This window comes from Clostridium sp. Marseille-Q5894 (assembly GCF_946902305.1).
Taxonomy (GTDB): Bacteria; Bacillota_I; Bacilli_A; order Erysipelotrichales; family Coprobacillaceae; genus Thomasclavelia.
This window is the reverse complement of the sequence record NZ_CAMPPT010000005.1, coordinates 172,422-187,543: the sequence shown is the minus strand read 5'-3', so window position 1 is coordinate 187,543 and position 15,122 is coordinate 172,422. Positions and strand designations below refer to the sequence as shown.

Sequence of the window (15,122 nt, the reverse complement as noted above, 5' to 3'; positions counted from 1 at the left end):
TGCTAAGTTCTATTTATAAAGAACTTAGCATTTTATATTTTGTAACAAATAAAATTATAGAAGAGCAATTATTTTAGGAATAAATATCATTAAGCCAATTATTGCTGCACCGATTGCTAGAACAAGAACTCCGCCTGCCGCTGCATCTTTAGCAATCTTAGCTTTAGGATGAAATTCAGGCATTACCATGTCAACTACTGCTTCTATTGCCGTATTAAATAATTCACCGGCAATAACTAGTGAAAATAAGATAATACATATTTTCCATTGCGCAGCACTCAGCTTTAAAACAACTCCCGCAACAATTACTAAAAGCATTACAAACAAATGAATCTTCATATTTGTTTCTGATCTAATCGTCATTATTATTCCTTCAAATGCATATTTAAAGCTATTTATTCTTTTTTTTAACTCCTGCATCAAACTATTACCCCCTTCTATCATATAAAAATTTTACTAATTATTCTAATTAAAATCAATCTTATTTATCTTTTTAATAACAGTAACACTTTCTCAATTATTTACTGATCCTGCTAAAAATTAAAACTGTCTGTAAAGCCAATAAAATAAGGCTATCCAGACAGTTAAGAGTATTTAAAGCCATGCTATTTTAGGAATATATGTGTATTTGCTCAATAATTGATAAGCTTGGTTAAGCATTTCTTTTTCATTATCAATATTTTGATAAATCTTAAGCAGTTTTGCTTTGATTAAATTATCATTACAATCATCATTTATTGCCAGCTGCATAAATTCACCTGGAAATAACAAACGGGCGTATAAGTATACTAATTCATCATTTGTTAGATTGGCACTATTTATATATTCTTCTAACTCATTGATCATAATTAAATTATTTTTATATCCGGTAGTTAAGTCTTTGATTCTTGAGGCAATAACAAAATTACTTGGACAACACAGTGTTTCATAGTTATCTTCTAAATAAAAGTGTTCTATACCAGCTGGCAGTTTAATAGATTTTATCTGATTTAAAATACTGATAGCACATTCCCCTAATCCTTGATAATAATATGATAATACTACAAAATGTTCAAAGTGACTGATTCTAGAAGCATAATTACCTATTTTGCATTTTGCTTCATCTAAAATTTTACACCAGCTTTCTTTTATTTTTATCACTTCAATCGTGGAAGGAATTGGAATCATTGATCGACGAATAAACATATCTAAAGTATATGGTTCAATTTGATAAATATATAAAATATGGTCCATAGTTATAGGACGATCAAAACAATTATTTACAACTGTAAAACCAGCTAAATTTAAACTATGAATATAATACGAATAGTTATTTGTAAAATTATTTATTCTACAAAAATAATAATTATTATTTTGATACGTAAAATAGTCACTTTCTTGATCTATATAAATTTGATAAAAACGTTGTAATATTTCTAATTTTGATACCAATTAGGCACCTCCCCTTCAATAATTTCAATTACTAATGGATAATCATAAGCTTTATTAAATTCTTCATTATAAAATGGCAACAGAACCATCATTTTAATTTTAATCGTTAAGGATAATGAAACCATTACATGATTAACACCATAACTCTTTATTTCTTTGTTTACAGTGCAAGTAATCGCAGAAATGGTTTTATATCTAATTTCTATTTTTGGTCCTATTTCAGCTAAAAAAGGATTGTCTGTCATCATCCCTAAAGGTACACTAGCAATGACACCACCATTATTACTGATTTCTTCCAATTTACGTTGATAAAATGTGTCATCTGTTTTTTTATATACTCCCTCCTCTAACGAAACAAATAATTCATCTAAATTATTTACTATCTTTGCTCCGATACTCGAGGCATAATTAGTATCAAAATTAATCGTTGAAATCTCGTTACCACTACGATTTACTTTTATTAATTCCTGATGATCTAATTCAACTGGAAAAGGTGTATTATTGATTACCATTTGACAAAAACGATCTATTTCTTTGGTGGCGATTTTCTTTAACATTGGCGTTATACTTACACTCAAAAAATGTAATATAACGCCCAAAAGCACTATAACAATAATGAACAAATATCGTTTTTTCATCAAATCACCAATATAGTATATTAAGCAACCCCATCAAATATGCTTTGTGGCAACCACCTTATATAACTGAATGATAATACTAGGCATTGTTGCAAAAACAAAAATCATTGCTAAATGACGTAAATTTAGTTCACTAATAGAAAAGATAGTATGAAAATTTGGAGAAACTAAAATCCAGCCCAATAAAACTGTTCCAATAATAAAAGCTCCAATACTATAATAATTTAGTGGCATCTTATATAATGGTAAGTTACTACGGCAATTAAAACCATGTAATAGCCGCGCCAAACATAATGTCCCAAAAGCCATTGATGATGCTAATAGTTCATCAGTTTTTAAGCCTACAAAGTAAGATAACATTGTAAAAATACAAATAATCACTCCTTCAAAACTAATTTGTAATAACGTTTCTTTATTTAATAGAGAATCATTCATGCCACGAGGTTTTTGTTTTAAAATTTCATTACTGCCCTGTTCCATCCCAATCGCAATAGCTGGAAGAGAGTCTGTAATTAAATTGATAAATAAAAGGTGCACTGGTAAAAATGGTGTTGGTAAAATCATAAACGAAGTAATTAATACACAGATTATTGCTGCTAAATTCCCTGATAATAAATAAATTATCGCATTTTTTATATTTGCATAAACATTACGTCCCGTAATTATTGCTTGTACGATCGTAGCAAAATTATCATCAGTTAAAATCATACTAGCAGCATCTTTAGAAACCTCACTACCAGAAATTCCCATTGCTACACCTATATCACTTTGTTTTAAAGCTGGCGCATCATTGACTCCATCACCGGTCATCGCAACGATCTGTCCTTGATTTTGCCAAGCTTTTACGATTCTTATTTTATGCTCTGGGGCAACTCTAGCATAAACACTCGCCCTTGGTAAAACATTTGCTAATTCTCGATCTGTCATTCTTTCTAACTGGACCCCTTCAAGACAAATATCTCCATCTTGATAAATACCGATATTTTTAGCAATACTGCAGGCCGTAACAACATGATCCCCTGTTATCATAATTGGTTTAATTCCAGCAATAAGACAATTTTTTACTGCCTCTTTACTTTCTTTACGTGGCGGATCGATCAATGAAACTAATCCTACAAATATTAGATCAGTTTCATCCCTAACATCTAGCGTATTTTTATAAAATTCCTTATACGCTACCGCTATGACCCGTAATCCTTTTTTAGCAAAGTCTTCATTTTGTTTTAAAATTCTTCTTCGTTCAATTTCAGATAAAATTTCTTTATACCCATCAACTAAAATTCTATTACAACGTTGTAATAAAACATCTGGCGCACCTTTAGTATATAGATGATTTTTGGAGCTAACACTCATTAATTTACGAGTTGAATCAAAAGGTAATTCTAATTGTCTTTTGGCAATTAACTTAAAGGGATGTTTAATTGTATAGTCGTGATAAAGATTTAATAATGCTAATTCAGTAGGATCGCCTACCTGCTGGTTATTGTTGATTGTAGCATTATTACATAAAGCAAATGCTTTTAACATAAGACAATGATTATATTGATGATGATCCATATCATTTACAGAAACTATTTTTTTATTTGTATATATATCTATTGCTGTCATTTTGTTTTGGGTCAGTGTTCCGGTTTTATCTGAGCATATTACTGAAACACAACCTAAACTCTCAACTGCATTTAAATTTTTAATAATAGCATTTTCTTTTGCCATTTTTTGAGTTGAAATTGATAAAACGATCGTTACTATTGATCCTAATGCCTCGGGAATTGCCGCAACAGCTAAAGCTACAGCAATCATTAATGAATCTAAAATATTTTCTTTAGCAATAAAGACACTCATTATTAACACAATAATACAAATAGAAATAATAGCAATTGATAACTTAACAGAAAACTCATCTAATGTTCTTTGTAAAGGCGTCTTTCTTTGTTTTGTCTCATTAAGCATTCCAGCTATTTTTCCCAACTCACTTTTCATACCCACTGCTGTAACAATATACTGTCCTGTCCCATTCGTTACTAAACTACCTGAAAAGACCATATTATTCATATCCCCAATAGTACATTTCTTTTCAATTGGTAACAGCTGTTTTTCAACACTATTTGATTCGCCTGTTAAAGCACTTTCATTAACCTGGAGATTAACCGCTTCTTTTAATCTTCCATCTCCGGCTATAATATCACCAGCTTCAATATTTACAATATCTCCCACTACTAACTCATTTGAATTGATTATCTGGACTTTGCCATCACGAATAACTTTAACTTTAGGTATCGATAGTTTCTTTAAACTATCGATAGATTTTTGTGCTTTAACTGTTTGAAAAGTTCCTAATGCTGCATTTAGACTAATTACTATCAAAATTACTAAAGTACTTTCAAATTCACCACTGATTGCTGAAATAATTCCCGCAACAATTAAAATAATAACTAAAAGATCTTTAAATTGATCAATAAATATTGCAATCGCACTTTCTTGTTTTTCACTAACTATTTCATTTTTACCAAATAACTGTTTATATTTATAAATTTGTTTTTTATTTAACCCCTGATTAAATACCCCTAATTCATTTTGAACCTCTTTAAAAGATTTTTGATAAGCCTCCATTTTATCCTCCTATCTATACTCTTAATAAACTATACAAAAATATTAATAAGAAAATTGTTTAAATATAATATCTAAACTAAAAAACCAAGTCTAATCAAGACTTGGTTACAGTGATTATTGAAAAATTATTGAGATTGCCATAAAGCCTTTAAAACGTGTTCACCATTTACTGTTACAACTGTATCACCAGTAATAACTTCACCACTATAGATCCAGCCTAAAAACTGATATCCTTCTTTAGTTGGCTGAGGCAATTTACCATAAGTATCATTATAAACAACTTCTTTAGATTGTATAAGTTCATTACCACCATCATAATCAAATATAACATTTATTTTATTAGGTTTCCAAGAAGCATATAAAGTCATACTTTGTTCAACTTTTTGTTTGTCAGGATTCCATTGATGCTTTAAGTCCTGATCAAGATACCAGCCATCAAAAGTATAACCTGCTTTTTGCGGTTTTTCAATTTCAATTGAATCACCAATTTTACATTCAATCGGCTTTATTTTTCCACCACCATTAGTTTCTAAAGTAACTGTAAAATGACCATTGATTCCTAAAAAAATGACAACACCAATTAAAATAACCATTAAAATAACAATTATATAATTTAACATTTTAACAGGAACATTGACCCCTTGATACATTCCACCACCAGAGCCCCAGGTTTTCTGTTTTTTTTCAATCTCTTGTTCTTCATTCATATTATCACCAATTTTATTTTCTTACTAAATATTTTCGCATATCAATTGCACAAGCAACTAAAATGATCAATCCTTTAATAATATACTGCATATTCGCATCAATACTTAAAAAAGTTAATCCAACAAAGATAATTCGTAATAAAACAACACCAATAATTACACCACGGATCTTTCCTATACCACCAACAAATGATACTCCACCGATAACACAGGCAGCAATTGCATCCAGTTCATAGTTTAACCCCGTTGCAGCACTATTTGAACCAATTCGCGCTGATTCAACAAAACCTGTCAAACCATACATGATTCCCGCTAACACAAATACCATGATGATCGTTCTTGAAACATTTACTCCAGATACATTAGCAGCATCTGGATTAGATCCAACTGCAAACATATTCTTACCAAACTTTGTTTTATTCCAAATAAACCACATAATGATTGTAATTACGATTGAATACCAAACAAAATTTGGAATTCCTTTATTACCAATACTGATTGCTGCTCCGGCAATAAAACCTGTATAACTAGCATCTAATCCTGAGATTGATTGACCATTATTAGTACCAATCATCAAATACATTAATAAAATACCATATACAATCAATTGAGTAGCTAAAGTTACAATAAATGGATGTAAACTGAACTTAGAAACACAGAAACCATTTACAAAACCAACGACTGCTCCAATAGCAATTGCTAGTAATAAAACCACAAAAATAGGCATTGTTGCAAGATCAGGAAACATTTTATTAGCATATCCCGATGCTTGTAAAAGTGAAGCTGAAATACAAGCCACTAAACCTACGATACGTCCAGCAGATAAGTCAGTTCCGGTCAAAATAATACATCCTGCGATTCCTAAAGCAATAGGTAGATTTGCAGCTGAAAGTGAAATAATATTAATAATTGATGAACTAGATAAAAATTTAGGACTAATGATTTGAATTGCAATTATAGCAATGATCATAATGATATATAAAGAATTATTGATAAGTAATTCTTTTAAATACGTTTTTTTATCTTTGCTGTTTAATTGCTTAAAATCATTATATTGTCTAGTTATCCCACTAAATATTTTTGTCATATAATAATTCTCCTTTATACATATTTTGTCGCAAGTGTCATAATTTCTTCTTGAGTTGCTGTCTTAGCATCTACTTCACCTGCAAGTCTTCCCCCAGACATTACCAAAATTCGATCACAAACTCCAAGTAACTCTGGCATTTCTGAAGATACCATAATTACTGATCTTCCTTTACTTGCTAAATCAATAATCAACTGATAAATTTCGTATTTAGCCCCAACATCAATTCCTCTTGTTGGCTCATCTAATAATAATACCTCAGGATTTGTAAGTAACCAGCGTCCTAAAATTACTTTTTGCTGATTACCTCCTGATAAAGATCTTATTTGTGTACTTTGAGAAGGGGTTTTGATTCTCATTGCTCCAATCGACCATTGAGTATCAAGTTTCATTTGCTTATTACTCAAATATAAATGATTTTTTACATAACTGTCTAAATTGGATATAGTTGTATTTTCTCTAATATCTAAAATTCCAAAAATACCAGTTGCCCTTCTTTCTTCAGTCAACAAAGCAAAACCATTTTTTATTGATTCACGAGCTGATTTATTTTTGATAACTTTACCATCAATTTTAATCGTTCCATCTTTTTTCGTTGCTATTCCAAAAAGAGTTTCTACAACTTCTGTACGTCCTGAACCATCTAACCCTGCAATTCCCACGATTTCACCACGCTTTACATCAAACGTAATATCTTTAATATGATTATACATACCTGTTAATTTATCTACTTCTAAAACAACTTCTCCGATTTCATTTGTTTTAGGTGGAAAACGATTAGTTAATTCTCTTCCTACCATCAGCTTAATGATCTTATCCATCGTCAGCTCACTAGCTGGTTTAGTAGCGATCCATTGTCCATCTCGCATGATCGTAACTTCATCACTTATTTTTAAAATTTCTTCCATTTTATGAGAAATATATATAATTCCACAGCCTCGATCACGCAACATATTAATAATTCTAAACAAATGTTCCACTTCCTGTTCATTTAATGAGGAAGTAGGTTCATCTAAAACAATAATTTTAGAATTATATGATACTGCTTTAGCAATTTCTACCATTTGGCGATTAGAAACTGACATCGTACTCATAATTCTTTTTGGATCGACATCAATATCCAAATCTTTAAAAATCGCCTTAGTATTTTTATACATAATACTTTCAGATGTCATAATTTTAAATTTAGTAGGATATCTTCCTAACCAAATATTATCCATGACATTTCTTTTTAAAGCTTGATTTAATTCCTGGTGCACCATTGCTACACCATGCTCTAAAGCATCTTTAGAGTTTTTAAAATTAACTTCTGTTCCTTCTAAAAAAATTTGACCACTATCTTTAACATACATTCCAAATAAACATTTCATCAAAGTAGATTTACCCGCTCCATTTTCGCCCATCAGCGCATGAACAGTACCACGTTTTACCGTCAATGAAACATTATCTAATGCTTTTACACCTGGAAATTCTTTACTAATGTTTTTCATTTCCAACAAAACATCACTCATAATTTCCCTCCTTTATTTATTCATAAAATTAAAGAGGTGTTTGGATAACAAACCAAACACCCCACTTATTTTTTATTCCCCTAAATATTTACCATAAGCGATACGAATCTTAGCAGCTTTTTTATCCACGTTATAATCTTTTGTTCCATCCATTAAATCTTTTTCATCTAAAGCATTTTGCGTTAATAATGCAATTGCTTTTGCCATACCATCAGCATCTTGCTTAATAGTTCCTGCCATTTTTTGCTTTTTAATTAAATCTTTCGCAGCATCTGTAGCATCTACTCCAAATACTGGAATTGATTTACCAACTTTACCTTCTTTATCTACACCTGTATTATATCCGACCGAATTTAAAGCTGTAATAGCCCCTTCAGCCATACCATCATTGTTGCAAATAACCAACTCAATCATATTATTATGACTGTCACTATAAGCAGCTAATGCTGTAGTCATATATTCGTTAGCTGCAGTTGATGACCATTGTCCATTTTTATCAACTAAATATTTATCATTATTTGATGCATCATAGAAATTTAATTCTGGTTTACCAGCTGCAACTAATTTCTTATTTGCATCTTCAACAGCATATTGGGTACGATAAATCGCTTCGTTATTCCCTTCTTCTCCTTTAAATAAGATATAAGAAATAACACCATCTTTATTTAAATCATAAGCATCATAATTAGCTAATAAATATTCACCAATCATTTCTCCTTGTAGATGTCCCGCCTCAGCAGCATCTGTTCCTACAAATGCACATTTATCATAGCCATTTACGATTGTATCTGAAACTTCACGATTAAAGAAAACTACAGGAATATTTTCCTTTTTAGCCATATCTACAATTCCTTGTGCTGCATCATCAGAACCAGTATTTACGATATTAACAACTAATACTTTAGCCCCTTTAGTAATTGCTGTCTGCACTTGTTCTGTTTGTGTTGTCTGATTTCCATTTGCATCATAGTCTTGGTAACTAACACCAGCATCTGTCAATTGTTTTCCTAAAGCAGTTCTTACACTAGAGATATATGTGTCGCTGTAATTATAATAGAATACATGAACATCTCCATCTCCTTCACCGCCACAACCAGTTAGTACTGAAGCCATACATACTAACATGGTACATGATAATAAAAACGATAATATTTTTTTCATTTTTAGTCCTCCTCTATAATTTCGTTTTCACTTATTTATATTTTATTTGCTGGCACTAAATATTGTAATATAATATCTTATCTTTTATGGGTAAAAAATTATTCCAATAAAAAAATCTTCCTTTATCGGAAGATCAATCGAATGGAAAAACAATTTTTTGATTATCCTCTTGAAACATATTATCTTTAGTAATCACTACTGTTTTAGTATAAATGTTTTCTTTACTACTTTGTCTCCTTGATAAATGATAAGCTTCCTCAACTCCTAAATAACCAATTGCAAAAGGATTCTGTACAATTAATGCATCTACTATGCCATCCTCTAACATTTGTATAGAAACAGGATTATTATCAAAACCAATTACAGAAACTTTATCTTTATATTCCAGTTGTTCAATTGCATAACCAACTCCAAGTGTTGTCCATTCATTAAAAGTAACAAGAACATTAATATCTGGATACTGTAATAAAATATCTTTTGTTGCTTGCGTTGTATAATCAACCGCTGATTGAACATTTATAGTTTTTACAGATAAAATTCTTTCATCATTTTCCAATATTTTACGCAAACCACTTTCTCTTTCTTGTCCATTTGCAGTATTAACATCAAAATTTACAATTCCCAGATGAATCTTATCCCCCTGCAACTTAAGGACTGTTTCTCCGGCCATCTTACCTGCTTCATAATTATCTGTACTTATTCGAGTACGAACTTTTTTTGAATCTACATCACTATCGATAACAACTACTTGAATTCCTGACTCAACCGCGGCTTCAACGCTCTCTACTAATTTACGATAATCTATAGCTGATAAGACAATCGCGTCAACATCATCCTTGATAGCTTTTTCCATCATTTTTATTTGTGTTGCATAATCCTCTTCATTTTCAGGACCATTAAATGTAAGATCTAAATTATATTCTTTACTAGCTGCATTAGCTCCTGATAAAACTGATTTAAAAAATTGTGATGTGGTTGATTTAACAATAACTGCCACCTTTACTTTGCGACTTACACTATTACATCCAATTAATGCAAACATCAATATAATTACAATAGTTATCTTTTTTATTTTATCACACACTATATCTATCCTCCATCACAGCAGGAATTTTGATCGTAATTGTTGTTCCTACATCTAATTCGCTTTCAACAACGATTCCATAATTGTTACCAAAATATATTTTTATTCGATCATTAACATTTTTAACGCCAATTCCTTTACTATCAGTTCGTTCTTTTTTCAAAATATTTTGAACCTGCTCCTCACTCATTCCAACACCATTATCTTTAATTTTCATAATAATATCATTACCGACTTTATGCACTGAAATAGAAATTTCGCCTTCATCAACCATTCTAGAAATTCCATGATATAAGGCATTTTCGATAATTGGTTGAATTGTTATTTTATTACATAAATAAGGTAAAACTTCTTCATCAATATCAAAGTTATAAATAAATTGATCTTTATAACGATAACTTTGAATAACTAAATAGTTTTTAGCATGCTGAATTTCTTTTTCAATTGGAATCAGTTCGTAACCTTTTGAGATACTAATTCTAAACAGCTGTGCTAATGCGCCAACCATCGTAATGGCATCTTCAGTTTTTTCTTCTTCACACATCCATTGAATAGAATCTAGAGTATTGTATAAAAAATGAGGATTGATTTGCGCCTGTAAAGCTTTTAATTCTGTTTTTCGTAATGCAACTTCTTCATTTTTAACTTTTTCCATCAGTTCTTGGATCTGAATAACCATATGTTCAAAAGAGTTAGATAATTTATTAAATTCACTTGCCCCTTTTACCGGTGTATATTTAAAATCAACAGCATTTTTTTCAAATATACTCATTGCTTCCACAAGAGAACGTACTGGTTTAGTTAACTTTTTAGATAAAATAAACAAAATGACAATTGCAAAAATCATTACCAGCAAGGCAATAACAATAATTGATTTAACCGCAGTAGTTGCTTTAGCATCTACTAATTCATTAACATAACTAACCCCAACAACACGCCAATCAAATTCTGAAACATCTTTAACTGTATAAATTACGCCATTATTTATTGTATTTCCTTCATGATAGTGAATAACTTCACTTATCTTTTCATCTTTTATATCCAAATAAATAAGCTGCTGTAAAGGATGATATACTAAATCATCATTTTTATTAACAATGAAACAGTATCCATGCTCTCCAATTCCAACATCATCAATATAACGAGCAATTGAAACAAAACGAATATCCATTGCTACATATACAAGTTTATCATAACTGCTTGACCATTGTTTTTGACATACTGTTACAACCCAGGGATAATTTCCCTCAAAAAGATTCTGAACATGCGGTGATGTAATCGCATAATCGCGATTATTACTAAATAACGTTTTATCAAATGATAAGTTATTATTTACATTAGTTTTTAAAGCAGCATTGCTTTGATAATCCAAAATATTACCTTCCATATCATAAACAATAATAGAAACAATATCTTCATTAATATTTACCATCGTTTCCATATATTCCTTAATACTAACAATATCAGTAGATTCGTTAATAATTTTAGTCATATCATTCATTTTATTTAAGATATCATTTGAATAATTTTCAATTGTATTCAAGACCTGGGTTACCGATTGCTCTGAATTAGTTTGGGCTGTAGATAATAAACTATCTTTTAATATTTGTCTAAATGAAATAGTTAAAAGGAAAACGACGATGATAATAATACTGACAACAAATAGTGATAAATAAATAGAAATCGAAAAATCCTTTTTTTTAAACTTCATTATTTACCACCGTATTTTGTTCACGCATTTTATTTGGTGATACACCAAATTGTTTTTTAAAACAATAACTAAAATAATGTTGATCACTATAACCGCATTTATAAGCAATTTCTAATACTTTTGCCGATGAATACAAAACAAGATCTTTAGCTACTTCCATCCGTTTTCTAGTAAGCAAAGTAATAAAAGTTTCACCCATATTCTTTTTTACCAAAGAACTTAAATAACTAATACTTACATGCAATTTATCACTAACTACCCCTAACGACAATTCCTCATTACTATATTCTTTATCGATTATTTCCATTAATTCATCACAAATCAATTCACTATTCATCTTTTTTTGATCTTTAATTAAATTTTTTGATAATATACAAAATTTAATTAAAGCCATTCTTTTTTCATTAAAAGAATATTTATTAAATATATTTGATAACTGTGAAGTTTTACTAAAAAATAGAGATGAAGATTTAGCATCACAAACAGAATATACAAGAGCCCATATAGAAGAAATAATTCTAACCATCAATAAATCAATATCAGCCCGACTCGCACCTTGATCAATAAACATTACAAAAACACTAGATAAATACAATTCTATTTCACTATCCGTCCCAGATTTAATCAACTTCTCTGTCTTACTTGCAATTTTATCTACATTTTCATAACAAATCATCGAAGTCCGCTTAATATCACCAATAAAATTTATTCCTCGTTTTGATCCCTGACCATATTCAACAGCACTTATTGCTTCATTATACAATAAATTAACATTCAATAAAGAATCACTTATGTTGCTGAATCCCAAATAACAATCAGCACATAAAATTCGTTCACTGCTTTGAACTATTTCGTTAGCGATAATATTTACATATTTATCGATTTCCCAAGCCTGTCCAGAAAGTAAAGTAATGATTTTTTTACCAGAATAGAATGTTCCAAACCGTAAATATTTTTTAATAATTCTTTTTACCCCTGGTAAATGCTGCCTATTTGTGATATTTGTCCCTTTTTTATCAAAATAACGAATCACCATCATTAAATACTTTGTTTTTTCTTCTAAACTACTTCTGATTTGTAATTGAACAGCTTCCTGGTTAATAAGATTTTCATATTCTTTTCGCTTATCATCAATAATAAAATCAGTATCAAATATCAACGGCATTAATAATCTTTCTACTAAAAACTGCTGTTGATCACTTTCAATTGAAGTCATAAAAGATTGATTGATAGCATCCATCTTTTCTTTAATATCAATCAGTTCTTTTGTCAGTTCTTTTGATGAAATTGGTTTTAATAAATATTTGATGATATTATATTGAATTGCCTGCTGGGCGTAACTGAAATCATCATAACCACTTAAAAAAGCAATTTGCATTGCTGGTCTAATTTTCCTTACTTTTCTAGCTAAATTAATTCCTGAAATAAATGGCATTTTTATATCAGTCAATAAAAGATCAGGTTCTAAACGTTCTACTAACTCTAAAGCTTCAACTCCATTTTCAGCTTCACCAATAACCTCAAAACCTATTTTTTGCCAATCAATTCTTTTTATCATTGCTCGACGTAATGCAATTTCATCATCAGCGATTACTACTGTGTACATCCGTTTCCCCTCCGTTACTTTAAACTGAAACCCTTTACAAATTGTATCATAAATTCTTCTTAGCCGGTATAAATTTAATAAATTAATTTCAAATAAAAATAACTGGAAATATTCTCCAGCTATTTTATTTTATTTTCTCTTCAAAAAAGATTTAAGCATTCCTACAAATATATCACCTGAAATAAAATATGCATATCCAAATGCTAAAACAATATCTAAACTCCAAAGAATTGGATCATTAGACCAAGCTAGTAATGAAACTATGGCAATAACTATAACAGTTAAAATAGTTAATCGTTTATTAATTCTTAAGCGATAATAATTTTTATTTAAATCATAAAAACGATATCCTGCTAAAAACAAATTAGCTACTAATGTTGAAAGTACTGCGGCTTGTACTCCAATTTTATTAATTAAAAGCAAATTAATTATAATATTGATCACTGCCGCCATCGTTGTCGTAATCGACATATTTTTAGCACATTTCACAGCTACATAAATACTTCCAAAAAATTGTGAAAAACAATAAAAATAAGTAGCAATAATTAAAGTTGGCGTATAGTTAAATGCTTCATATAAAGATTCATTTCGACATAAGATTTCAAAAATAATTGGTGAAACTGCAAGCAATAAAACAGTTCCCGCTGAAACAATACAAAATAGCATCTTAAACATTCGATTATAATATCGACCACTATCAGGATCATTGACACTTCTTGTTGCCGAATCAGTCCAGGCCAGATTAAAAGCTGGATATAAGATATTGACAATTGAAGGAATTTTATTTGCCAGCGCATAGATACCATTTGCCCCTGCTCCTAAAAATATTGAAATGATCCAGCGATCTGATAACTGATTAATATACCATGATACTGTATTAGGAATAAATGGTAACGCATACTGTAGCATTTTTGAAGCATATTCAATTCTAAGATGTCTTAGACTAAAATAGCTAAAGATGTTACAAACAAAAAGAACATACATAAAACCTGCCACATCGGCTAGCGTTAAAGCAATCAAGACACCAATATATCCGGTTTTTAACCATAATAAGCAAATAGATACGATAATAAAATTCATGATTACAACTAATGCTGCCAAAATAGAATATTCCTTATATTTAGAAAATGCTCGCAAAACAAATCGTGACGTTGTAGCAAGAATTTCGATCCAAATATAACCAATAACTAAAAACTTATAACTTCCGTTAAATAAATCGATGGGAACAAAAAAACAAATAATCCCAGCAATCAGCATCAGCATAAAAATCATTACATAGCCATTAGTAATTACTCTTTTTTGTTCTTTAACACTTTTAGCATCAACTAAAAACCTAAATAACGCCTGCTCTAACTGCAAAGTACATAAAGGAACAATAAACGATAAAATCGTCGTCGTTACCAAATCTAGCTGTCCATATTGAGCATCTGTCGTTGTTCCGGTAATGATCGGTGTCGTTAATAAATTTATTATTCTTGGCAAAAAGGTTCCAATTGCCATAATCAATGTATTTTTAACTAGTGTTTTCTCTCTTGACATAATTTCACCCTACTTTACATCCATTATTATAGCAAAC

General features: G+C 30.1%; 12 protein-coding genes. All 12 read right to left on the bottom strand.

The genetic code is table 11. The features are described from left to right. Positions 1-54: 54 nt before the first annotated feature. The 12 genes from OC535_RS09410 to OC535_RS09355 all read right to left on the bottom strand — a co-directional run bounded on the left by OC535_RS09410 (position 55) and on the right by OC535_RS09355 (position 15,085). Complete coding sequence (locus OC535_RS09410) at positions 55-420, bottom strand: diacylglycerol kinase family protein (protein WP_024722248.1); 366 nt, start codon at positions 418-420, stop codon at positions 55-57. A 174-nt stretch (positions 421-594) separates the two neighbouring features. After that, entirely contained in the window at positions 595-1,431 is an 837-nt protein-coding gene (locus OC535_RS09405) for a hypothetical protein (protein WP_024722249.1), read from the bottom strand. Further along, entirely contained in the window at positions 1,416-2,069 is a 654-nt protein-coding gene (locus OC535_RS09400) for a sporulation protein YunB (RefSeq protein WP_498823655.1), read from the bottom strand. Before OC535_RS09400 ends, OC535_RS09405 begins: the two co-directional genes overlap by 16 nt. A gap of 33 nt (positions 2,070-2,102) precedes the next feature. Next, positions 2,103-4,679, bottom strand: a complete 2,577-nt coding sequence (locus OC535_RS09395) for a cation-translocating P-type ATPase (RefSeq protein WP_498823654.1) — start codon at positions 4,677-4,679, stop codon at positions 2,103-2,105. 125 nt (positions 4,680-4,804) lie between these two features. Further along, complete coding sequence (locus OC535_RS09390) at positions 4,805-5,386, bottom strand: InlB B-repeat-containing protein (protein WP_227053223.1); 582 nt, start codon at positions 5,384-5,386, stop codon at positions 4,805-4,807. Positions 5,387-5,399: 13 nt separating this feature from the next. Continuing rightward, positions 5,400-6,473, bottom strand: coding sequence for a galactose/methyl galactoside ABC transporter permease MglC (locus OC535_RS09385; protein WP_498823653.1), 1,074 nt, complete (start codon positions 6,471-6,473; stop codon positions 5,400-5,402). A gap of 14 nt (positions 6,474-6,487) precedes the next feature. Further along, a complete protein-coding gene (locus OC535_RS09380; RefSeq protein WP_498823652.1) occupies positions 6,488-7,984 on the bottom strand; it encodes a sugar ABC transporter ATP-binding protein in 1,497 nt (498 codons plus the stop codon). A gap of 72 nt (positions 7,985-8,056) precedes the next feature. Then, the gene (locus OC535_RS09375; RefSeq protein WP_498823651.1) at positions 8,057-9,145 is read right to left on the bottom strand and encodes a galactose ABC transporter substrate-binding protein; all 1,089 of its coding nucleotides are present in this window, start codon (positions 9,143-9,145) and stop codon (positions 8,057-8,059) included. Positions 9,146-9,278: 133 nt separating this feature from the next. Then, positions 9,279-10,229 carry a substrate-binding domain-containing protein gene (locus tag OC535_RS09370; protein WP_498823650.1) on the bottom strand — a complete coding sequence of 317 codons (951 nt, stop codon included), beginning with the start codon at positions 10,227-10,229 and terminating at the stop codon, positions 9,279-9,281. Then, a complete protein-coding gene (locus tag OC535_RS09365; RefSeq protein WP_498823649.1) occupies positions 10,222-11,940 on the bottom strand; it encodes a cache domain-containing sensor histidine kinase in 1,719 nt (572 codons plus the stop codon). The genes OC535_RS09370 and OC535_RS09365 overlap by 8 nt, the downstream gene beginning before the upstream one ends. Beyond that, the gene (locus OC535_RS09360) at positions 11,930-13,546 is read right to left on the bottom strand and encodes a response regulator transcription factor (RefSeq protein WP_498823648.1); all 1,617 of its coding nucleotides are present in this window, start codon (positions 13,544-13,546) and stop codon (positions 11,930-11,932) included. Before OC535_RS09360 ends, OC535_RS09365 begins: the two co-directional genes overlap by 11 nt. Positions 13,547-13,675: 129 nt before the next feature. Next, entirely contained in the window at positions 13,676-15,085 is a 1,410-nt protein-coding gene (locus OC535_RS09355) for a lipopolysaccharide biosynthesis protein (RefSeq protein WP_024722258.1), read from the bottom strand. Positions 15,086-15,122: the final 37 nt, after the last annotated feature.

Coding starts and splice junctions, on each gene's coding strand:
- OC535_RS09395 (WP_498823654.1), bottom strand. CDS start 4,679: ATGGAGGCTTATCAAAAATCTTTTAAAGAGGTTCAAAATGAATTAGGG.
- OC535_RS09390 (WP_227053223.1), bottom strand. CDS start 5,386: ATGAATGAAGAACAAGAGATTGAAAAAAAACAGAAAACCTGGGGCTCT.
- OC535_RS09375 (WP_498823651.1), bottom strand. CDS start 9,145: ATGAAAAAAATATTATCGTTTTTATTATCATGTACCATGTTAGTATGT.
- OC535_RS09365 (WP_498823649.1), bottom strand. CDS start 11,940: ATGAAGTTTAAAAAAAAGGATTTTTCGATTTCTATTTATTTATCACTA.
- OC535_RS09355 (WP_024722258.1), bottom strand. CDS start 15,085: ATGTCAAGAGAGAAAACACTAGTTAAAAATACATTGATTATGGCAATT.
- OC535_RS09360 (WP_498823648.1), bottom strand. CDS start 13,546: ATGTACACAGTAGTAATCGCTGATGATGAAATTGCATTACGTCGAGCA.
- OC535_RS09400 (WP_498823655.1), bottom strand. CDS start 2,069: ATGAAAAAACGATATTTGTTCATTATTGTTATAGTGCTTTTGGGCGTT.
- OC535_RS09410 (WP_024722248.1), bottom strand. CDS start 420: ATGCAGGAGTTAAAAAAAAGAATAAATAGCTTTAAATATGCATTTGAA.
- OC535_RS09380 (WP_498823652.1), bottom strand. CDS start 7,984: ATGAGTGATGTTTTGTTGGAAATGAAAAACATTAGTAAAGAATTTCCA.
- OC535_RS09385 (WP_498823653.1), bottom strand. CDS start 6,473: ATGACAAAAATATTTAGTGGGATAACTAGACAATATAATGATTTTAAG.